This is a genomic window from Providencia xihuensis (assembly GCF_041953405.1).
Lineage (GTDB): Bacteria > Pseudomonadota > Gammaproteobacteria > Enterobacterales > Enterobacteriaceae > Providencia > Providencia vermicola.
This window is the reverse complement of sequence record NZ_CP169565.1, coordinates 232,905-253,638: the sequence shown is the minus strand read 5'-3', so window position 1 is coordinate 253,638 and position 20,734 is coordinate 232,905. Positions and strand designations below refer to the sequence as shown.

At 44.2% G+C, this 20,734-nt stretch carries 20 protein-coding genes; 12 read left to right on the top strand and 8 right to left on the bottom strand.

Annotated elements, in window-relative coordinates; all coding sequences use genetic code 11:
* Positions 1-209 precede the first annotated feature (209 nt).
* The 3 genes from envZ to greB all read right to left on the bottom strand — a co-directional run bounded on the left by envZ (position 210) and on the right by greB (position 2,857).
* Entirely contained in the window at positions 210-1,541 is a 1,332-nt protein-coding gene (envZ, locus tag ACE2AL_RS01120; RefSeq protein WP_206084984.1) for a two-component system sensor histidine kinase EnvZ, read from the bottom strand.
* The gene (gene ompR / locus ACE2AL_RS01115) at positions 1,538-2,257 is read right to left on the bottom strand and encodes a two-component system response regulator OmpR (protein WP_042847751.1); all 720 of its coding nucleotides are present in this window, start codon (positions 2,255-2,257) and stop codon (positions 1,538-1,540) included. The genes envZ and ompR overlap by 4 nt, the downstream gene beginning before the upstream one ends.
* A gap of 114 nt (positions 2,258-2,371) precedes the next feature.
* The gene (gene greB, locus ACE2AL_RS01110) at positions 2,372-2,857 is read right to left on the bottom strand and encodes a transcription elongation factor GreB (protein ID WP_206084992.1); all 486 of its coding nucleotides are present in this window, start codon (positions 2,855-2,857) and stop codon (positions 2,372-2,374) included.
* A gap of 169 nt (positions 2,858-3,026) precedes the next feature.
* Here greB and ACE2AL_RS01105 point away from each other — a divergent pair, with 169 nt between their 5' ends.
* The 4 genes from ACE2AL_RS01105 (at position 3,027) to ACE2AL_RS01090 (ending at position 8,544) form a co-directional block, all read left to right on the top strand.
* Positions 3,027-5,357: a Tex family protein gene (locus ACE2AL_RS01105; RefSeq protein ID WP_272681282.1), complete on the top strand. Its 2,331-nt coding sequence runs from the start codon at positions 3,027-3,029 to the stop codon at positions 5,355-5,357.
* A 364-nt stretch (positions 5,358-5,721) separates the two neighbouring features.
* A complete protein-coding gene (feoA, locus tag ACE2AL_RS01100; protein ID WP_047756225.1) occupies positions 5,722-5,952 on the top strand; it encodes a ferrous iron transporter A in 231 nt (76 codons plus the stop codon).
* Positions 5,953-5,981: 29 nt separating this feature from the next.
* Positions 5,982-8,300 carry a Fe(2+) transporter permease subunit FeoB gene (gene feoB / locus ACE2AL_RS01095; RefSeq protein ID WP_206085001.1) on the top strand — a complete coding sequence of 773 codons (2,319 nt, stop codon included), beginning with the start codon at positions 5,982-5,984 and terminating at the stop codon, positions 8,298-8,300.
* Positions 8,301-8,310: 10 nt separating this feature from the next.
* The gene (locus tag ACE2AL_RS01090; protein ID WP_206085003.1) at positions 8,311-8,544 is read left to right on the top strand and encodes a FeoC-like transcriptional regulator; all 234 of its coding nucleotides are present in this window, start codon (positions 8,311-8,313) and stop codon (positions 8,542-8,544) included.
* A 26-nt stretch (positions 8,545-8,570) separates the two neighbouring features.
* Here ACE2AL_RS01090 and bioH read toward each other — a convergent pair whose 3' ends face one another.
* Entirely contained in the window at positions 8,571-9,347 is a 777-nt protein-coding gene (gene bioH / locus ACE2AL_RS01085; RefSeq protein ID WP_375083851.1) for a pimeloyl-ACP methyl ester esterase BioH, read from the bottom strand.
* Positions 9,348-9,394: 47 nt separating this feature from the next.
* On the opposite strand from bioH, the gene ACE2AL_RS01080 reads away from it, so the two are divergent.
* The 7 genes from ACE2AL_RS01080 to ACE2AL_RS01050 all read left to right on the top strand — a co-directional run bounded on the left by ACE2AL_RS01080 (position 9,395) and on the right by ACE2AL_RS01050 (position 16,428).
* Complete coding sequence (locus tag ACE2AL_RS01080) at positions 9,395-10,078, top strand: DNA utilization protein GntX (RefSeq protein ID WP_206085011.1); 684 nt, start codon at positions 9,395-9,397, stop codon at positions 10,076-10,078.
* A 63-nt stretch (positions 10,079-10,141) separates the two neighbouring features.
* Positions 10,142-10,720 carry a Fe-S biogenesis protein NfuA gene (gene nfuA, locus ACE2AL_RS01075; protein ID WP_047756247.1) on the top strand — a complete coding sequence of 193 codons (579 nt, stop codon included), beginning with the start codon at positions 10,142-10,144 and terminating at the stop codon, positions 10,718-10,720.
* An 87-nt stretch (positions 10,721-10,807) separates the two neighbouring features.
* Positions 10,808-11,131: a thiosulfate sulfurtransferase GlpE gene (glpE, locus tag ACE2AL_RS01070; protein WP_047756248.1), complete on the top strand. Its 324-nt coding sequence runs from the start codon at positions 10,808-10,810 to the stop codon at positions 11,129-11,131.
* A gap of 16 nt (positions 11,132-11,147) precedes the next feature.
* Positions 11,148-11,996 (top strand): rhomboid family intramembrane serine protease GlpG, encoded by an 849-nt coding sequence (gene glpG, locus ACE2AL_RS01065; RefSeq protein WP_375083850.1) that lies wholly within the window; start codon positions 11,148-11,150, stop codon positions 11,994-11,996.
* 28 nt (positions 11,997-12,024) lie between these two features.
* Entirely contained in the window at positions 12,025-12,783 is a 759-nt protein-coding gene (locus tag ACE2AL_RS01060) for a DeoR/GlpR family transcriptional regulator (RefSeq protein WP_225820094.1), read from the top strand.
* A 291-nt stretch (positions 12,784-13,074) separates the two neighbouring features.
* On the top strand, positions 13,075-14,565 hold the full coding sequence (gene glpD / locus ACE2AL_RS01055; RefSeq protein ID WP_272538912.1) for a glycerol-3-phosphate dehydrogenase: 1,491 nt from the start codon (positions 13,075-13,077) through the stop codon (positions 14,563-14,565).
* A 291-nt stretch (positions 14,566-14,856) separates the two neighbouring features.
* Positions 14,857-16,428 carry an ATP-binding cassette domain-containing protein gene (locus tag ACE2AL_RS01050; protein WP_375083849.1) on the top strand — a complete coding sequence of 524 codons (1,572 nt, stop codon included), beginning with the start codon at positions 14,857-14,859 and terminating at the stop codon, positions 16,426-16,428.
* A gap of 35 nt (positions 16,429-16,463) precedes the next feature.
* Here ACE2AL_RS01050 and ACE2AL_RS01045 read toward each other — a convergent pair whose 3' ends face one another.
* The 3 genes from ACE2AL_RS01045 to ACE2AL_RS01035 are packed head-to-tail and all read right to left on the bottom strand — an operon-like array spanning position 16,464 to position 17,874.
* Complete coding sequence (locus ACE2AL_RS01045) at positions 16,464-16,985, bottom strand: DUF2569 family protein (RefSeq protein WP_206085023.1); 522 nt, start codon at positions 16,983-16,985, stop codon at positions 16,464-16,466.
* Entirely contained in the window at positions 16,986-17,348 is a 363-nt protein-coding gene (locus tag ACE2AL_RS01040) for a DUF488 domain-containing protein (RefSeq protein ID WP_206085024.1), read from the bottom strand.
* A 22-nt stretch (positions 17,349-17,370) separates the two neighbouring features.
* Complete coding sequence (locus tag ACE2AL_RS01035; RefSeq protein ID WP_206085026.1) at positions 17,371-17,874, bottom strand: DUF2569 domain-containing protein; 504 nt, start codon at positions 17,872-17,874, stop codon at positions 17,371-17,373.
* Between the two features lie 149 nt (positions 17,875-18,023).
* Between ACE2AL_RS01035 and ACE2AL_RS01030 the strand changes: the two genes are divergently transcribed.
* Complete coding sequence (locus tag ACE2AL_RS01030) at positions 18,024-18,923, top strand: DNA-3-methyladenine glycosylase family protein (protein ID WP_375083848.1); 900 nt, start codon at positions 18,024-18,026, stop codon at positions 18,921-18,923.
* 65 nt (positions 18,924-18,988) lie between these two features.
* Here ACE2AL_RS01030 and poxB read toward each other — a convergent pair whose 3' ends face one another.
* Entirely contained in the window at positions 18,989-20,713 is a 1,725-nt protein-coding gene (gene poxB, locus ACE2AL_RS01025) for a ubiquinone-dependent pyruvate dehydrogenase (protein WP_272681288.1), read from the bottom strand.
* Positions 20,714-20,734: the final 21 nt, after the last annotated feature.

The following is a 20,734-nucleotide window of genomic DNA, read 5'->3' as shown; positions in this document are numbered from 1 at the left end:
ATTGCGTCTTTTATATAACGATTCTAGCATTGATAAATGAACAGATAAGAAGGAAATTTATTAAGCGGGTGGTATTAAGAATCCAGCACCGAGCAGCTGGACGCAACCGTGCAGATATGAAAATTCAGGGAAAGGCCCAAAACAATTTGAGCCCAATTAATGGCATTATTTTAGAAAGATAGATCTAAATAGTGCAAGTTGTAGGCATATCAGTCTTCTTTCTCTTTAAGAGGAAGTAAAGCCCGTATTGCAAACCCGCCGCGCTCACTTTTGTGGATCTCAATGCTCCCTTCATGGGCGTCCACTATACGGCGTATAATCGCTAGCCCCAAGCCTGTCCCTGTATTACTTCGTGCTTTTTCGCCTTGCACGAACGGTTGGAATAAGCGGTGGATATCTTCGTCTTTGATACCCGCGCCGTCATCTTCCACTTGGAACCAGACAAAATCTTCGTTTTTTCCACTGCTGACTTTGATCCAGCCATTTCCATAGCGGTACGCATTTACAATCATATTAGTGATTGCACGTTTGATGGCCAACGGGTTACCGTTCACAATCATGGATCCAGGTTCTAACGCTGTTTCGATTTCGCCAACCACACTGCTTTCTGAATTGACTGCTTCCATCAGAATCGCGTTGAGATCGCAGAATTCCATATCCATCTCTTGACCTGTTTTCAGGTAAGACATGAATTGACCAATAATCGCATCACACTCTTCAATATCTTTGTTGATAGACTCTGCCAGATAGCTGTCTTCTGGGCTCATCATTTCTGTCGCTAAGCGGATACGAGTTAATGGTGTTCTTAAGTCATGGCTAACCCCTGCCATCAAGACAGTTCGGTCATTTTCAAGGGTTTTAATCCCAGCAGCCATGTGGTTAAAAGACCGAATTGCTGCCCTAACTTCCGTTGCCCCCTTTTCTTGCATCGGGGGCAATACAAAGCCCTTTCCGACCTCCCCTGCATGGTACTCCAATTCAAGTAATGGCTTGTTTTGGTAGCGAATATACAGCCATACCCCTGCAAAGATCGTGAGGAAAATGGTTAAGGTATACCTGAAAACAAGGGAAAACTGGTTTTGACCAATTTCAGTCAGAGGTACTCGCACCCAAATATCTGGGGCGAGATAAGACGTTAACCACAAAATCGGATACTCACGGCCAAGCTCAAGATGAACATTTGCCTTACCGCCTAAGTATTGCGACATGTGTTCGCTCAGAAAATCATACTCTTTAGCCCAATTCAGCCCTTCCTCCATGGCAGCAGAATGGGCATAGAACGTAATACCTAATTCATTGTAGATTTTCTTACGCAAAGCGGGGGAAACCCGCACTGAGGTCCCATCTTGTAGAACCATTTTCTCGGTCATCAATGTTCTAACTTCGTACGCAAGGACTTTATTGAATTGTTGTAAGCTAGGCATCACAACAAAATTCAATACCACCATATAGCTGGTCACTAAGCTCGCGAACAGCAGCGCAACAAATAAAAACAACGAACGAGAAAATGTACTACGTCGTGAGAACCTCAGTCGCTTCATGCTTTACTTCCATCCGGAACAAACACATAGCCCAAGCCCCAAACCGTTTGAATATAGCGTGGGTGCGCCGGGTCTTCTTCAACCATGCGGCGCAGACGCGAAATTTGAACGTCAATTGAACGTTCCATCGCACTGTACTCGCGGCCTCTTGCTAGGCTCATGAGCTTGTCACGAGATAGCGGCTCCCTTGGATAAGAAACCAACACTTTTAATACCGCAAACTCGCCACTGGTCAGTGGCATATTTTCATCACCTTGGAACATTTCACGCGTTCCAAGATTTAGCTTAAATTTACCAAAGGTAATGACTGCGTCATCCTGAGATGGCGCACCTGGCAATTCATTTGCTTGGCGGCGTAATACGGCGCGAATACGAGCCAGCAGCTCACGTGGGTTGAACGGTTTAGGAATATAGTCATCCGCCCCGATTTCTAAACCAACAATACGGTCAACTTCTTCACCCTTTGCCGTAACCATAATGATCGGGATTGGGTTATTTTGGCTACGTAAACGACGGCAGATTGATAGGCCATCTTCACCTGGAAGCATTAAATCTAACACGATCAGATGAATAGATTCCCTCGTCAGGATCCTGTCCATTTGTTCGGCGTTTGCAGCACTCCTGACCTGAAAGCCTTGTTCAGTGAGGTAACGCTCCAGCAGTGCACGTAAACGCATATCATCATCGACGACAAGAACTTTATAACTTTCCTGCATTTTGTAGCCCTCAAGATGTGCATCTTTCAAATTATTGTTCTAAAAGTAAACAAAAACACGTTTAATGTTCACTAATTTACCATTAACCATAGATTTAATGAATCATTTTACACTTCAGGCGGTTAGTGGTTTATAGCTTATTTCTAAAACAAAATAGGTGACATCCCCACCAGGCGTGTTCACCGTAATTTCATCATCAACCTGCTTACCAATCAGAGCGCGTGCAACAGGAGAGTCAATTGAAATCCATTGTTTTGCAGGATTAAACTCATCCGCGCCAACTATGCGGAATATTCTGATATTTTCATTATCATCTTCAAGTTTAACCCATGCACCAAAAAAGACACGGCCTTCTTGGCGAGGATCTGGCTCGATAATCCTGAGTTGATCCAATCTTTTAGATAAAAAACGAATGCGTCGGTCTATCTCACGCAGCCTTTTTTTACCATAAATATATTCAGCGTTTTCTGAGCGATCGCCTTGTGCCGCAGCCTCTGAGACCGATTGGGTCACTCTAGGCCGTTCCTCTTTCCACAGATACTTAAGCTCTTTGTCGAGCGTATCCCAACCTTCACGCGTTATTAATAGACTTTTCGCCATAACCTTAGAATATTAGTCAATAAGTACAAAAATGATAATATTTTATAGAACATAATCTGAGACTTTCCTACCAATAGACCGAAATTCAGTCTGGAAATTCTCGCTACCACCAAGTATAACAGTGCAGTAAATTTTTTAACTGTTCTTTCAGTAGGTATTTAAACACGACATGAATGAAACTCTAAGCCAAATTATTGCAGCAGAACTGCAAGCCCAACCGAAACAGGTTTTTTCTGCCATCACATTGTTGGATGAAGGCAATACTGTCCCGTTTATCGCGCGTTACCGTAAAGAGGTTACCGGAGGGTTGGACGATACTCAGCTTCGCCAGCTAGAAAGCCGCTTAGGGTACTTACGCGAACTCAACGATCGTAAGCAAACCATTCTCAAGTCGATTGAAGAACAAGGGAAGTTATCCCCTGAACTCGCCGCTGCTATCAACAGCACGCTCAATAAAACCGAACTTGAAGACCTTTACTTACCCTACAAACCAAAACGTCGCACTCGTGGGCAAATCGCCATTGAAGCGGGACTTGAGCCATTAGCGGATACGCTGTGGACAGACCCAAGCCAATCCCCTGAAGCCCTTGCTCAAACTTATATCGACGCAGATAAAGGTGTGGCGGATGTGAAAGCAGCTTTAGATGGTGCTCGTTACATCCTGATGGAGCGTTTCGCCGAAGATGCAACTTTATTGGCGAAAGTTCGTGACTATATTTGGAAAAATGCGCACCTCGTTTCCGTCGTTGCAGAAGGCAAACAAGCAGAAGGCGTCAAATTTAGCGATTACTTCGAACACCAAGAACCCGTTTCCCAAGTGCCTTCACACCGCGCACTGGCAATGTTCCGAGGTCGCAACGAAGGCATTTTACAGCTTTCGTTAAATTGTGACCCTCAATTCGAGGAGCCACCCAAAGAAAGTTATTGCGAAGAGATTATTACTCGCCACTTAGATGTGCGTTTGAATAACGCCCCTGCCGACCAATGGCGTAAAGCGGTCATTAGCTGGACATGGCGTGTCAAAGTGCTTCTGCACTTAGAAACAGAAGTGATGAGCGCTTTACGTGAAAAAGCCGAAGAAGAAGCGATTAATGTTTTTGCCCGTAACCTCAGCGACTTACTGATGGCTGCGCCCGCAGGTATGCGTGCAACGATGGGCCTCGATCCTGGTCTACGTACTGGAGTGAAAGTTGCGGTTGTGGATGCGACAGGAAAACTGATCGCGACCGATACTATCTACCCGCACACTGGGCAAGCAGCGAAAGCAGCAACCATCGTGGCGGCATTGTGCCAGAAACATAACGTTGAATTAGTGGCGATTGGTAACGGTACCGCGTCTCGCGAAACTGAACGTTTCTTTGCGGAGGTGCAAAAACAATACCCTGAAGTCACTGCGCAAAAAGTGATTGTCAGTGAAGCGGGTGCATCAGTGTACTCCGCCTCTGAGCTAGCCGCGCTAGAATTCCCAACCTTGGATGTGTCTTTGCGTGGTGCCGTATCGATTGCTCGCCGTCTACAAGACCCGCTGGCTGAACTGGTTAAAATCGACCCGAAATCTATTGGCGTGGGTCAATATCAACATGATGTTAGCCAAACCCAACTCGCCCGTAAACTGGATGCCGTTGTCGAAGACTGCGTAAACTCCGTAGGTGTAGACTTAAATACCGCGTCAGTCGCTTTGCTTACCCGTGTTGCAGGCTTGAGCAAAATGATCGCGCAGAACGTGGTTGATTGGCGCGATGAAAATGGCCAATTCAATGACCGAAAACAGTTGTTGAAAGTAGCTCGCCTTGGGCCTAAAGCCTTTGAACAATGTGCAGGGTTCCTGCGTATCACCAATGGTGAGAACCCGCTGGATGCGTCAACAGTTCACCCTGAAGCTTACCCTATTGTTGAAAAAATTCTGCAAACCGTCCGCCAGCCATTGAAAGACATTATGGGTAATTCACAAGTGCTCAACACACTGAGTCCGCGTGATTTCACCACAGAACAATTTGGTGTACCCACCGTTACAGATATCATCAAAGAGTTAGAAAAACCAGGTCGTGACCCACGCCCTGAATTTAAAACCGCTACCTTTGCAGAAGGTGTGGAAACAATGAATGACCTCGTTTCTGGCATGATTTTAGAAGGTGCGGTGACCAACGTGACCAACTTTGGTGCGTTTGTGGATATCGGCGTACACCAAGACGGCTTAGTGCATATCTCTTCACTTTCCAATAGTTACGTCGAAGACCCACACAAAGTGGTGAAAGCGGGCGATATTGTGAAAGTGAAAGTGTTAGATGTGGATATTGCCCGCAAGCGTATTGCCCTCACCATGCGTTTGGACGAACAAGCAGGGGATTCTCATAGCGCACCTCGCAAAGCGGCACCAGCACAAGATAAAAACGCACGTAAAGCCCCTGCACCTCGTGGCAACTCACGCCAAAACGTGAATTCATCAGGTAACAGTGCTATGAGCGATGCACTTGCCGCTGCGTTTGGCAAAAAAAAGTAGTCTGATTAAGCTAAATACCCCAATAAATTCATTGGGGTATTTAGTATTTTCTAGAAATATCTTCACTACTAAATTAATAAACAAATCCAATATATTGTTCGAAAATCAACCCAGCCAATTCTTTTCGCCTTATTCCATCGCTATCTAAAAAACACCGCTAACTCCATGCTTCGTTGATCCACATCAAGTCAAATTGACGAAAAAAGAGGCTAAATATAACAAAAGGTGGATGATTATGATTCTCATTGTTAATTAGATTTATTTTTGTTTTACTCTGCGTTTTGCTTGTGGACACAAACTTTTCTAACAATAATTATCCGTATCATTATGAATTGAATCGTTAGGAAGATAATAGGAAGACACTATGGCTATACTTCCTCAATGCAGTTACAAAATTCTGGGCTTCTCCCCCGAAATAAGCCCTGCATACCGACAAAAATTATTGTCTCTCGGTTTATTACCGGGCTCCGTTTTTAAAGTGGTGCGTTTAGCGCCTTTTGGCGATCCTGTACAAATCGAAACTCACCGCGTTAGCTTAGTGCTACGCAAAAAGGACCTCGCCCTACTAAACCTTGATGAAGCGCCTACCGCTTAAGTCTTCTTTTTTGATTATTGGCAAACACTATGAAACGATTGACTATCGGCTTAATTGGTAACCCCAATGCAGGTAAAACAACCCTTTTTAACCAGCTAACAGGGTCAAGACAGCGCGTCGGTAACTGGGCTGGTGTCACCGTTGAGCGCAAGGTTGGCCGCTTTCACACGGATGACCACAAAATTGAGCTTGTCGACCTCCCTGGCACCTACTCGCTCACGACCATTTCGGAACAAACCTCCCTCGACGAACAAATCGCCTGCTACTTTATTTTAAGTGGCGAAGCTGACATGTTGATTAACGTCGTCGATGCGTCGAACCTAGAACGCAATCTCTATCTCACATTACAACTCGTTGAGTTAGGCGTCCCCTGTATTGTCGCCTTGAATATGTTGGACATCGCCCAAAGCCAACATATTGATATCGATATTGCTAAACTGGAAAAACAGCTGGGATGCCCTGTGATCCCAATGGTTTCAACCCGTGCAACAGGTATCGATAAACTGAAAAAAACCATTGATACTCATCCAAAAAATAACCAAAAAGCCCTTGTTGAATATCCACCACAGCTATTACAAGCTGTTGATTCATTGTCTGAACAAATTTCAGCTCAACAATTTAGCCACCAACAACGCCGCTGGTTAGCCCTGCAAATTCTAGAAGGGGATATTTATAGTCGCCAACGTGCTGAAATTTCAGAAACGCAATTACAAGCCACTCGCCAGCAACTCACTGAAACATTAAATGAAGAACCTGAACTTCTGATTGCTGATGCGCGTTATCAATCTATTGCGACCATTTGCCAAGCGGCGATCAACAATAGTGCCGCTGAACCTAACCGACTGACGCAATCACTGGATAAATTTATCCTCAACCGTTGGCTAGGCGTCCCCATTTTCTTGTTTGTGATGTACCTGATGTTCGTCCTTGCCATCAATATTGGTGGGGCACTTCAGCCGTTCTTTGAAGGGGCCTCTGAGGCGATATTTATCCATGGTATTCAGTGGGTTGGTGCCTACTTTAGTTTCCCTGATTGGCTCACTATCTTCTTGGCTCAAGGTGTTGGTGGCGGTATTAATACCGTTCTGCCATTGGTACCGCAAATCGGGATGATGTACCTGTTCCTTTCCATCCTTGAAGACTCAGGCTATATGGCACGAGCCGCTTTCGTGATGGACAGATTGATGCAGGCGCTGGGCCTACCGGGCAAATCGTTTGTTCCATTAATCGTCGGCTTTGGTTGCAACGTCCCATCGATTATGGGCGCTCGTACCCTTGATGCCCCACGTGAAAGGCTGATTACCGTTCTGATGGCGCCGTTTATGTCTTGCGGCGCAAGGCTGGCAATCTTCGCGGTATTTGCCGCAGCTTTCTTTGGTAAAAATGGCGCGAGTGTCGTGTTCTCCCTGTATATTTTAGGGATTGTGGTCGCTATCCTCACGGGGCTTTTACTCAAACATACCCTCATGCGTGGTGAAGCATCGCCATTCGTGATGGAACTACCCGTGTACCACGTGCCGCACGTCAAAACGTTGTTAATTCAAACGTGGCAGCGCTTAAAAGGCTTCGTGGTGCGTGCAGGTAAAGTCATTGTTGTGGCGAGTATCTTTATCGGCGCACTCAATAGTTTCTCGTTCTCAGGTAAACCTGTTGATAACATTAATGACTCAGCTCTAGCTTCAGTCAGTAAAGTGATCACCCCTGCATTGCAGCCAATCGGTGTTCACGCCGACAACTGGCAAGCAACCGTGGGCTTGATTACGGGAGCGATGGCAAAAGAAGTGGTCGTTGGGACGTTGAATACCCTCTACACCGCCGAAGCGATTACCTCGGAACCGTTCGATGCAGAGTCCTTCAACTTATGGAATGAGCTGGAAGATGCAGTATCTGAAACATGGGATAGCTTAAAAGAAACCTTTACCCTAAGCGCGTTATCGAACCCAATCGAAGCTAGCAAAGGGGATGGCGAAATGGAATCAGGCTCAATGGGCACTATGGCCGCGAAATTTGGCTCAGGTATCGCCGCCTATAGCTACCTGATTTTTGTCTTACTGTATGTGCCTTGTGTGTCGGTCATGGGGGCAATTGCTCGCGAAACGAACAAAAGCTGGATGAGCTTCTCCATCTTCTGGGGACTGAATGTGGCCTATAGCCTGTCAGCACTGTTTTACCAAACCGCAACTTTCAGTGAGCACCCACAAAGTAGCTTAATGACTATTGTGGCTGTTGTGGTGTTTAATATTGCCCTGTTCATGTTCCTACGTCGCATGCGTAGCCGCGTGACGTTGAATATTAAAAGCAAAACCGCACAGCAGTGCTCTGGCTGCTCTAGCAATACCTGCCACTAAGGACTAAACGATGATCAGCTTGCTACAAGTGAGAGATTTGATTGCTTTATACGGGCAAGCTGACATCGCGTTACTTAGCGAGCAACTCAACACCCCAACGCCAATGATAAAAGCGATGGTGGAAAAGTTGGAAAGCTTAGGAAAAATTGAGCAGGTGGATATAAGCGCCTGCTTAACGGGCTCCAGCTGCAAAGGCTGCCCAGAAAGCACCGACTGCGCCCATTTTGTTTATAAGATGAAATAAGCCACAACCTCAGCGGCTTACTCGCTTTACTCTTCCAATCGGCTTTGAAAATCCAGTAAATATTCACAAAACTCATCGGGGTGCGAAATAAACGGTGCATGGGCACTATTGCGCATAATCACGGATGGAGAGTTTGGATAAAGCGCATCCAACATAGGCACTATTTTTCGCGGCACTAAACCATCAAGGTAACCATAAATCCGTAAGAACGGCACAGGTAAACTCTTCAATTCTTCACGTAAATCTTCTGTTCGCAATGATTCAAGCCCCGCATTTAACGTTTCCACCGTTGGAATAGGTTGTTCAAGCACCACTGATTTTAAAGTGCGCGCATCGGTGCGGGCGCTTTCGGTACCTAAAGTTTGCAACGCTAAAAAGCGCTCAACGGTTCGATGAAAATCCGCGGCAAGTTGTTGTTCAAAGCCCAATAATACTTCAGGCCGAATACCCGCCCAATCCTCATTGGCTCTAAAGCAAGGGGAGGATGCAACGGTAATCAGCCCTTGAACTTCATGAGGGTGATCCAGTGCAATTCGACTGGCAACTAGTCCACCCAGCGACCACCCTAACCAAATGGCGTTTTTCGGGGCGTATTCCCACAAAATATCTGCCATGGATTGAATGTTCATTGGTGCAAAATCTTGGCTCCGCCCATAACCTGGCAAGTCAACGAGATGAACACGAAAATGCGGCGCGATTCGCACAATAATTGTTTGCCAAACTTGCGCATTCAACCCCCACCCGTGCAGCAACACAAGATCTTGTTTTCCTTCGCCGACGGTCTGCCAATATAGCTTTGCCATGGTTACACTCTCTTTATTCAATCAACATTTTTTAACGGAATATCATCATGCTATCAATGGAAGGGGCATGTTGGCTATGCCATCAATCACTCAATTTAAGCTGCCAAGGTATTTGCAGTTTTTGCCTGAAAAGCTTACCGACTATGCCGAAGTGCTGCCCACGCTGTGCACTGCCCAGTGAACTCGAAACACTGCAATGCGGTCGTTGCTTAAAACAGCCCCCTGCTTGGCAACGTTTAATTACCGCCGCACCCTATCAAGCTCCATTACGTAAGCTTATTCATCACTTTAAGTTTAATCAACAATCGCAGCTCGCTTTTGCTTTAGCGCGCATTTTTGTTTTATTTTGGCTACAGGGTTACCGCGAAAATACATGGCAAAAACCCGACCTCATTATGACCATTCCCTTGCATCGTCATCGATTATGGTGGCGAGGATTTGACCACATGGCATTAATAGGCGAAAATTTATCCAGATGGTTAAATATCCCCTATTCGCAAAATTCATTACTCCGTAGTCGTGATACACTGGCGCAGATTACATTAAAACGTGAACATCGCCGAAAAAACCTAAAGGGAGCATTTACCTTAGAAACTACGGTTTCTGGCCTACATGTCGCCATTCTCGATGATGTTATTACGACAGGTTCGACAATGAATACAGCCGCACAATTGTTGATTTGTGCGGGAGCGCGCACTGTTGATGCGTGGTCACTCTGTCGCACCTTGTAGGAAAGGGGTAAATGGGCGTATTATAACCAACTAAAGCAGTCAACTATTATTGAGCAAATGATTATGATTAATATTACTGAAGCAGCACAGGCTCATTTTGCCAAGTTGTTGGAAAATCAAGAGCCAGGAACCCAAATCCGTGTATTTGTCATCAACCCAGGTACACCAACAGCTGAGTGTGGCGTTTCATACTGCCCGCCAGGTGCCGTTGAAGCAACAGATAAGGAACTGAAGTTCGAAAAATTATCTGCTTATGTTGATGAAATTAGCGCGCCTTTCTTAGAAGAAGCCGAAATTGATTTCGTTACCGACCAACTGGGTTCACAACTGACGCTTAAAGCACCAAACGCAAAAATGCGCAAAGTCTCTGATGATGCACCATTAATCGAGCGCGTTGAGTACGTTTTACAGTCACAAATTAACCCACAATTAGCCAGCCACGGCGGCCGTGTTTCCCTAATGGAAATTACCGATGAAGGCTTTGCTATCCTGCAATTTGGTGGTGGTTGTAACGGTTGTTCTATGGTCGATGTCACCTTAAAAGAAGGTATCGAAAAAGAATTACTGAAAATGTTTGATGGTGAGTTAAAAGGCGTTAAAGACCTGACTGAACACCAACGTGGCGAGCACTCTTTCTACTAATTGCCACTGATATCTGGCACCTGTTTTTCTGCTTACAGGTGCCGTATTCGTTTTTTATGGGGTTTTCCCCGCTATATTCGGTATTTTATGGACCATTTTGAGACACTAACACCAGAGCAAGCTTATCAACATTGGTTGGAAAGCTCTGCCGTACTTGTTGATGTACGTGATCCACAAAGCTTCCGCGCAGGTCATGCTAGCGGTGCTTATCACCTCACCAATGAGTCGCTGAGTCAATTTTTAGAACAAACAGATTATGAACAACCCGTTATGGTAATGTGCTACCACGGGCACAGCAGCCAAGGTGCAGCACAATACCTGATAAACATCGGCTATGAATCTGTTTACAGCATTAATGGCGGGTTTGAAGCCTGGTTAAGGGAATATCCACAAGCCGTCACGGCGCTCTAGACGAGAAAACGCATTCATGATCCACATCACTTCCTTTGCTAACCCAAGAATGGCGCAAGCATTTGTTGACTATATGGCAGGGCAAAATATCCATTTAAGCCTTAAACCCTCCCAAGAACAAGCGCTGTATGAACTTTGGTTGGAAGATGACCAATTTCTTAATCAAGTCCGTCAAGAGCTTGATACTTTCCTGCAAAACCCAAATGACCCGCGCTACCTTGCTGCTAGCTGGCAAACAGGTAATACCGATGCGCAATTTCAATACCGCAATTTTCTCACTTGGGATTACCTGAAAGAACAATCAGGGCCACTCACAATTGCTGTTATTCTGCTATCGATTATTGTATATCTTTGGGTAGAAATGACCGATGCTCGTGAAGTATTACGTTACTTAGCGTGGCCAATTGGAGACCAACAATCAGAACTTTGGCGTTGGATAAGCCCCGCCTTTGTGCATTTTTCACTGTCACATATTGGGTTTAACCTTGCGCTATGGTGGTTTTTAGCTGGCCAAGTTGAACGCAAGCTGGGAACAGGAAAGCTCTTTACTATTTTATTAGTCTCCGCCCTGTTTAGTAACTGGGGACAATCGCTGTTTAGCGAAAACAACTTTGGGGGCTTATCGGGTGTCGTTTATGCCCTAGTTAGCTACGTTTGGCTAACAGGTGAGCGCAACCCAGAAAGCGGCGTGAATGTTCCCCGAGGGTTAATGATTTTCTCAATTATCTGGCTCTTTTTTGGTTACTTCGATATTTTAGGGATGCATATTGCGAATGCCGCACACACTTCAGGGTTAATTATCGGCTTATTGATGGGAGTGTGGGATAATAGGCACAGCTTTATTAAACACCAGAGTTCCAGATAATACATTTTAATAATTAGAGGCTAACGCTGTGAAACAAACCCAGAGACATGATGCAATCGTTGAACTTGTGCGTCTTCAGGGATATGTCAGTACTGAAGAACTTGTCGAGCATTTTGAGGTTAGCCCTCAAACCATCCGACGAGACCTCAATGACCTCGCTGAACAAAATAAAATTCAGCGGCACCACGGTGGCGCAGCACTGCCTTCAAGCTCCGTAAACGCGGCATATCATGACCGCAAAATCATGTGGTCAGATGAAAAAGCCCGTATTGCGCAGCATGTCGCGAGCCAAATTCCTGATGGTGCGACGCTATTTATTGATATCGGAACCACGCCTGAAGCTGTGGCCCATGCGTTGGTTAACCATAAAAACCTGCGTGTTGTTACCAATAACCTAAACGTCGCCACGTTACTCATGCCAAAAGAAGACTTCCGCTTAATTTTAGCGGGGGGTGAAGTACGCTCGCGTGATGGTGGTATTGTGGGTGAAGCGACCCTCGATTTTATCTCTCAATTCAGGTTAGATTACGGCATTTTGGGCATTAGCGGCATTGATATGGACGGCTCGCTACTGGAGTTCGATTATCATGAAGTGCGTACAAAACGCGCCATTATTGAAAATTCACGTTGCGTGATGTTAGTCACCGATCACTCTAAGTTCGGCCGTAATGCAATGGTCAATCTCGGTAATATGAACTTAATCGACTATTTATTTACCGACAAACAGCCGCCAGACAGCATTCTCAAAGTGATTGAGCAACATAACGTTCAATTAGAGCTTTGTTAATCAATACGTTATTCTCATGGTGGTAGTGCTAACTACCACCACTCTTAATGATATCCCTTTTCTACTTTAACTTTCTAACTGTTATTTCCTTTTTCTTTTTCGCTCAAAAATGTTTTTTCCTGCCTATATACCATTATTTTATTTGTGGTTATTGAAAAAAAATTGTTACCAATATCACGCAGTTGTTATTTTTCTTATTAATAATAGTTGGCATCACTATTCATTTTGACTACAATCAAATGAGCGAAAACGAACATTATTGAAAGTGTTTCGAACATCTCAGGGGGATGCATGGAAACTAAAGACTTGATTGTCATCGGCGGCGGGATCAACGGCGCTGGTATTGCAGCTGACGCTGCAGGTCGTGGATTATCGGTATTGCTGCTCGAAGCTCAAGACTTAGCGAGTGCAACCTCATCAGCGAGTTCAAAGCTGATCCATGGTGGCTTACGCTACCTAGAACATTATGAATTCAGATTAGTCAGTGAAGCACTGGCTGAGCGCGAAGTCTTATTACGACTGGCACCGCACATTGCGTTTCCAATGCGCTTTCGTTTACCTCACCAACCTCATTTACGCCCAGCGTGGATGATCCGTATCGGTCTGTTCCTTTATGACCATTTAGGTAAACGTGTGAGCCTACCAAGCAGTAAAAGCTTAAAATTCGGCCAAAACTCTGTGCTGAAACCTGAATTAACCAAAGGGTTTGAGTACTCAGATTGTTGGGTTGATGATGCGCGTTTGGTTGTTCTAAACGCTCAAGAAGTGGTACGTAAGCATGGTGAAGTTCGCACTCGCACAAAAGTGACTCGTGCTTATCGTGAAAATGGCTTATGGGTTGTTGAAGCACAAGACTTACGTACAGGCGAAACTCTCACTTGGAAAGCGAAAGGACTGGTGAATGCAACGGGTCCATGGGTGAAAGAATTCTTCGACGATGGCTTGAAATTAAAATCGCCATACGGCATTCGCTTAATTAAAGGTAGCCATATCGTTGTTCCACGCGCTCACGATGAACCACAAGCTTACATCCTGCAAAACGAGGATAACCGTATTGTCTTTGTTATTCCGTGGATGGATGAGTTCTCAATCATCGGTACAACAGATGTGGAATACAAAGGCGATCCAAAAGACGTCAAAATTGATGACAAAGAAGTCAGCTATTTACTCAAAGTGTACAACGATCACTTCAAAAAACAGTTAACCGTTGAAGACGTGGTATGGGATTACTCAGGCGTTCGCCCACTGTGTGATGATGAGTCTGACTCACCGCAAGCAATTACCCGTGACTACACATTAGATATTCACGATGAGCAAGGCCAAGCACCGTTACTGTCTGTATTCGGCGGTAAATTAACCACTTATCGTAAACTAGCTGAAGCTGCTGTGAATAAGCTCGCCACTTATTACCCGAACGCAGGTAGCCCGTGGACGAAAAATGGTCAATTACCAGGTGGTGATATCGAAGGTTGCGACCGTGATGGCTATGCTCGCGTATTACGCCAACATTATCAATGGCTTCCTGAAGGGATCGCGCTGCGTTATGCAAGAACTTACGGCAGTAACAGCAAGCTGATTTTGGATGGCGCAAACTCGCTCAGTGATCTCGGCGAATCATTCGGTGCCAACGTCTATGAAGCCGAACTACGTTACTTAGTGGAAAATGAGTGGGTAACAGAATTGGATGATGCTATCTGGCGTCGTACTAAATTGGGCATGTGGCTGAATGATTCAGAAAAACAGCGCATTGCACAATGGTTGTCAGAGCACACCTCTGCATAATCGTAAAAATCTCGTTGTTAGTACAAAGCCAGTCAACTTGAATTGACTGGCTTTTTTATATTTTAAGTCTATATGTTGCTTAAATTGATTTTCTTTGTCTATAATATGCACGGCTTTTATCCCATCACTTAACTTAGCAGGTACTCCCTACGATGAATTAAGCACTGCCAGAAAATATTTTCCAATACCACCTTGGTATTCATTTTTCTGTTCCTGGCAGGCAACGCTATTCATCGACGCTTCTTGATAAGTCAACGACGTTGTCTGCACTCTTTATTTTTGGAGGTGCCTATGACAATTGCGTGTCACTTTTCACAACTGAATATCGAATTTAACCAAACGGCCCTGTTCCCCCCTCTAAGCGGGACATTATCTTGTCAAAAAAATGCCTTAATTGGCCATAATGGTCGAGGTAAATCCGTACTCATGCAGTTACTGGCTCAAGTATTCGTGCCAACACAAGGTGATGTACATTGGAATATGCCTTTTATCCATGTTAATCAACTCACCCGCTTAACAGGAGAAACTCTCGTCGATGCCTTAGGTATTACCTCGCTCTATCATGCCTTTTCTCGTATTGAAGCGGGTAATGGAACTCAACCCGATTTTGAGTTAGTCGACGACAAATGGCATTTACCGTCTCAATGGCAAAATTTGCTAGATTCCGCACGGTTGCCCGTTTCGATGGAAACCCCTATCGCCCATCTCAGTGGTGGCGAGCGCACGCGCCTTGCTCTATGTCGAGCCTTTTTACAGCAAGATAGCTTTCTACTGCTTGATGAACCAGATAACCACTTAGACACCAGAAGCCGTCAATGGCTAAGCCAAAAACTGACTGAGCACAGAGCAGGTAGCCTTGTTATCTCTCATAACAGAGCATTGCTGGGTGAAATGGCAACGATTTTTGAACTCACCGAGAAAGGTTTACAAGAATATGGGGGAAATTATGCGTTATATGACACGCAGAAGAATTTCGAAATCGCGGCGATTGATGCCCAAGCTGCGCGTTTAGAAAAACGTATTAACCAAGAAAAAAAGCAACTACAAACCACGTTACAAAAAGCCGCTCAACGGAAAAAACAAGGAGAAAAAATCCGTTATGGTGGCTCTCAGTCCTTACTGCTACTCGATATGCAGAAAAACCGTGCGGAAAAAAGGCAGTCTAATGTTGCCGACCGCCATCAACGGGTGATGGATAATTTGCAAGGACAACAACAAGAAAACCAAGAGAAAATACACCATATCAAGCAGCAAAAAATGGTCATTGCCTACCAGTGTGAGGGGAAAAAAGTGACGGTTTTCGCTTCCGATCTTTGCTTGCCCTATGGCCATTTATCACCTCTATCATTCACCGTATACAGTGGGGAGCATTGGCATATTCAAGGTGATAATGGTTGTGGTAAATCCACCTTACTTAAAGTACTTGCAGGGCACCTGAAAGCCCAATCGGGCGAATCCCGCCTAAGTGGATGTTTTTGCTATTTAGACCAACACCTAAACTTACTCGATAAAACGCTACCCGTTGGCGAGGCACTCCACCAACACCAGCCCATATTTACGGTTGAACAATGGCGGACACAACTAGGCATGTTACGGATTCGAGGCGATAAATCCTTGCTACCACTACAACAACTGAGTGGGGGCGAACAGCTCAAAGCCACATTATTAGCGCTGACCCATAGCCCGAATCCACCTGCGATTTTGTTACTCGACGAGCCAGATAACCATCTGGATTTAGAATCGAAGCAATTACTGGAGGATGTATTAAACAATTACCAAGGTACATTGCTATTGGTTTCCCATGATAACGCCTTTATTGAGCGCTGCAATATTACCCATACATTGAATCTTTCTAACGAATAGAATAATTAACCACCTTCGAAAGAGGTGGTTAATTATTAGCGAATAAACGTGTTTTTAACGCGGTTAGAAACTAAAAAATACGGAATCCATAACACACAATAGAAGCTGCCATTAATCGCAGTGATAATGTTTGAGTAATTAATTTCCATACCGAATGTATAAGGGAATACAAAGCGAGCAACAAACACCATCAAGGTATATAGCAACATGGTTATGATAAACAACCACTTCGCACTTTTTTTCCATTTAACTGCTGCAATAAAAGTCCACAATAGTAATGCAATGATAACCCCATAACCCGTTTGCAATAGGTAATAACCCATTGAAAAACCTGGCACATAAAAGTCAGAGCCCACTTGTGTAGCAAGCGGCCAAACCGTTTTTACTTGAGAGACTTCTTGCATTAACATCATGACCATTTTATACAACATATAAAACAGCCCAATAACTGGCCAAATCAACCAACCACCGAGTCCTTCAAGCATTTTTTTCGGGGCCTGCGGGACGACTTGAGCGACAACCTGCTCTAATTGAACCGTGGATTGAGAATTCTCCATTTAACAAACCTTTGTATTCTGTATTTTTTCTTCAATGTATTTTTTGAGTACAGTCGCTTGATTATGTTCTGTATTTTTTGCGCTATACAATAATGTCACATGACCTTGCTCCGCCTGCTCAACTAACCTTTGCCAAGCCTCGGTGTTATTCAATTCTTCGCAATAGCGCTGCACAAATTGCTCGAATTGATCGGTATGTTGATGGAACCATTTTCGTAACTCATTAGAGGGAGCCACTTCTTTATTCCACTCATCACACTGTAAATCGATTTTTTTAATCCCTCGAGGCCATAGCCTATCGACTAAGACACGATAGCCATCATTCTTAGTCACAGGGTCATACACTCTTTTGCAATAAATCATCACTTCACCTCAATGACGGTATTTAATTCACAAAAGTATTTTTTACCCGCTTAGAAACCAAAAAATACGGTATCCAAATTGCGCAGCCAATCAGGGCACGAAAAATGTCGCGAATATCCGATGCTTCAACCTCTAAATCTAATAATGTTCCTGCCAATATAATATCTGAAATAGTCAGCACTAAAGCAAATAGCTGGAAGAAAATGTAAATTTTGATCGTGAGCTTTTTCTTCGTAAAAAAGACGTAACACAAGAAAAGCAATAAAGTATATAAAATCGCATTCCCTAAAAGCTCAAAATAGATAAGTTCTTTAAATAAGGGTATAAATGTATCGGATTGGGAGTTCGTTAACTCATCCCAATACTCAATAACCTGGATATTTTGCCCGTAAATTGCAAATGGAAGAATAATAACGGATAGCACGATCCCTAACATGGGTAAAATCAGCCAACCACCTATCCCTGTTAGTTCAGGCTTAGGAGAGGCTGGAGGGTTATGAGATGAACTGCGATCTTCAGTTTTCATTTCACTTCCTTATTCGCTGTAAACACCATGTCAGTGACGAAATAATCCATCTTACTAAGATAACATATTTGTTCACTAAAATATGAGTTACCTAATGCACCAATACACAATATATTTGGATTAAAGAAAAATCTTATCAGGTCATCATAATGCAAACATTCACTGTTAATTTACCTCTTCCACAACCTTATCGCTCTGCGGATTTTTTTGCCTTCCATTTAAGAGACCAACAAAATGTGGCAGAGATTGTTGTCGACAATTGTTTGCAAAAAGGCCTAATTTGGCAAAATCATCCCGCCAACATTCAGCTAGCCATTGAAAGCCAGCATGCAACAATTTCTTTAGATATTGATTCTTCGAATATTTCCCCAACTGAAACAGAACTCAGCACCCTTGGGAAACACTTATTGGGTTTACATCAACCCGTTAATGAATTTGAAATGCACTACCTAACAGACCCAGTGCTTGGTCAACTCATTGAAAAACAAAAGGGATTAAGAATTTATCAATCCTCTAATGCTTTCGAGGCTTTAGTATGGGCGATTATTGGGCAACAAATTAGTGTCCATGCCGCTATCGCTATCCGTCGGCGCTTTATACAAGCCGTGGGCACACAGCACTCATCAGGAATTTGGTGTTTTCCTGATATCCAACAAGTGGGTTTAGTCAGTGATGATACACTCAGACAAACAGGGTTTTCATTAGGGAAAATTGTTGCTCTTAGAGCGTTATGTGAAGCAATTAAAACCCAACAGATTGATTTATCTGTACAAGTGACCCATGACAATGCCGATGTGGTAACAGAACAACTGCTCAAAATTAAAGGAATTGGCCCTTGGACGGTCAGTTATGCACTCTTGCGGGGCTTTAATTATCTCAATGGCTCTTTGCATGGCGATGTCGCGGTAAGGCGTAATTTACAAACCTTATTAAACAGCCAAGAACAACCGACCGCGAAAGAGACAGAGAAATGGTTAGCGCAATATTCCCCATGGCGGGCACTTGTCGCTGCTCATTTGTGGCGTAGTCAATCTGCAGCAGGCTATTAATTTATGGTCGATAAAAAGAAAGCCCAATCAATTGATTAGGCTTCTTTATGAACGAACAACAGGTATTAACGTAGCCAGTTAGTTTTCACCAATTGCACCACTTCATCACCGCGCCCGCTCATAATGGCTTTTAGCATATATAAGCTAAAACCTTTGGCTTCCTGAGCAGCAATTTCTGGTGGCATTGAAAGCTCTTGTTTTGCAGTTAAGACATCCACCACCACAGGGCCATCATGGGCAAAAGCCTCTTTAAGTGCGCTATCGAGATCTTCACTTTTTTCCACACGAATACCTTTGATACCTGCAGCGTTCGCAATTGCAGCAAAATTCGGATTATGCAAATCTGTTCCTGCTGTTAAGAAACCCGCGACTTTCATTTCCATTGCTACAAAGCCCAATACCCCATTATTATGAATAATGATTTTTACTGGCAATTGCATTTGTGAAAGAGAAATAAAATCCCCCATTAACATGCTAAATCCACCATCACCACACATGGCAACCACTTGGCGTGTTTTATCAACAGCCTGCGCACCAATTGCTTGTGGCATCGCATTCGCCATAGAACCATGATTAAACGAGCCAATTAAACGGCGCTTACCATTCATTTTCAAATAGCGTGCTGCCCAGACCGTTGGCGTACCCACATCACAAGTAAAGATTGCATCATCATCGGCCAGTTCACTAATTTTAGTTGCCAAGTACTGTGGATGGATGAGCCCTTCATGCCCTGGTTTTGCGAGATCATCTAACCCTTTACGCGCTTCCTCATAATGCTTCAATGCGCTCTCAAGGTGTTTTTTATCTTGTTTAGTTTGTAGATGCGGCTGCAAGGCATCCAGAGTTGCTTTAATATCACCAATCAGCCCCATATCGATATGGCAATGAGAGCCTAAGCTCCCTGCATTAATATCAACTTGAATAATTTTTGCATCATTTGGGTAGAAAGGACGATATGGGAATTGCGTTCCGAGTAAAACAACCGTATCGGCGTTCATCATTGCATGGTAACCCGATGAAAAACCGATTAAACCTGTCATTCCCACGCTGTACGGGTTATCCCACTCAATATGTTCTTTACCGCGCAGTGCATGAACTACAGGTGCTTTTAGCGTTTCTGCCAGTTTGACCACTTCATCATGTGCCCCTGCACAACCATTACCACAAAATAATGTAACATTTTTGGCTTCATTTAAAGCTTGCGCTAATTGTTCGATTTCAGAGCGCTGTGGCATGATCAATGGGGCTTGAGGCTGATACCATGTTTCTTTGGCGGTCTCTGGTGCATCTTTTAATGCAATATCCCCTGGAATGACAACAACGGATACCCCTTTGTTCAGAATTGCTTTACGCATTGCAATGCCAAGCACTTGTGGGATTTGTTCTGGGTTAGAGACCATCTCACAATAGTGGCTACATTCACGAAATAGTTCTGTTGGGTGGGTTTCTTGGAAATAATTGCTGCCAATTTCACTTGATGGAATATGTGCTGCAATCGCCAATACAGGTACTCTGTTACGATGACAATCATATAGTCCATTGATAAGATGCATATTTCCAGGCCCACAAGAGCCTGCACAAACGGCTAGTTGCCCAGTAAGCTGGGCCTCTGAGCCCGCAGCAAATGCCGCCACTTCCTCGTGACGAGTGCCTAACCATTCAATTGCCCCTTGTCGGCGCAAACTGTCGGTTAAGCCATTCAATGAATCTCCAGTAACGCCCCAAATACGTTTAACACCTGCGTTATCAAGTACTTTTGCAATATAGGATGCAACACTCTGTTTTTTCATAATGGCACTCTTCTCAGTCGG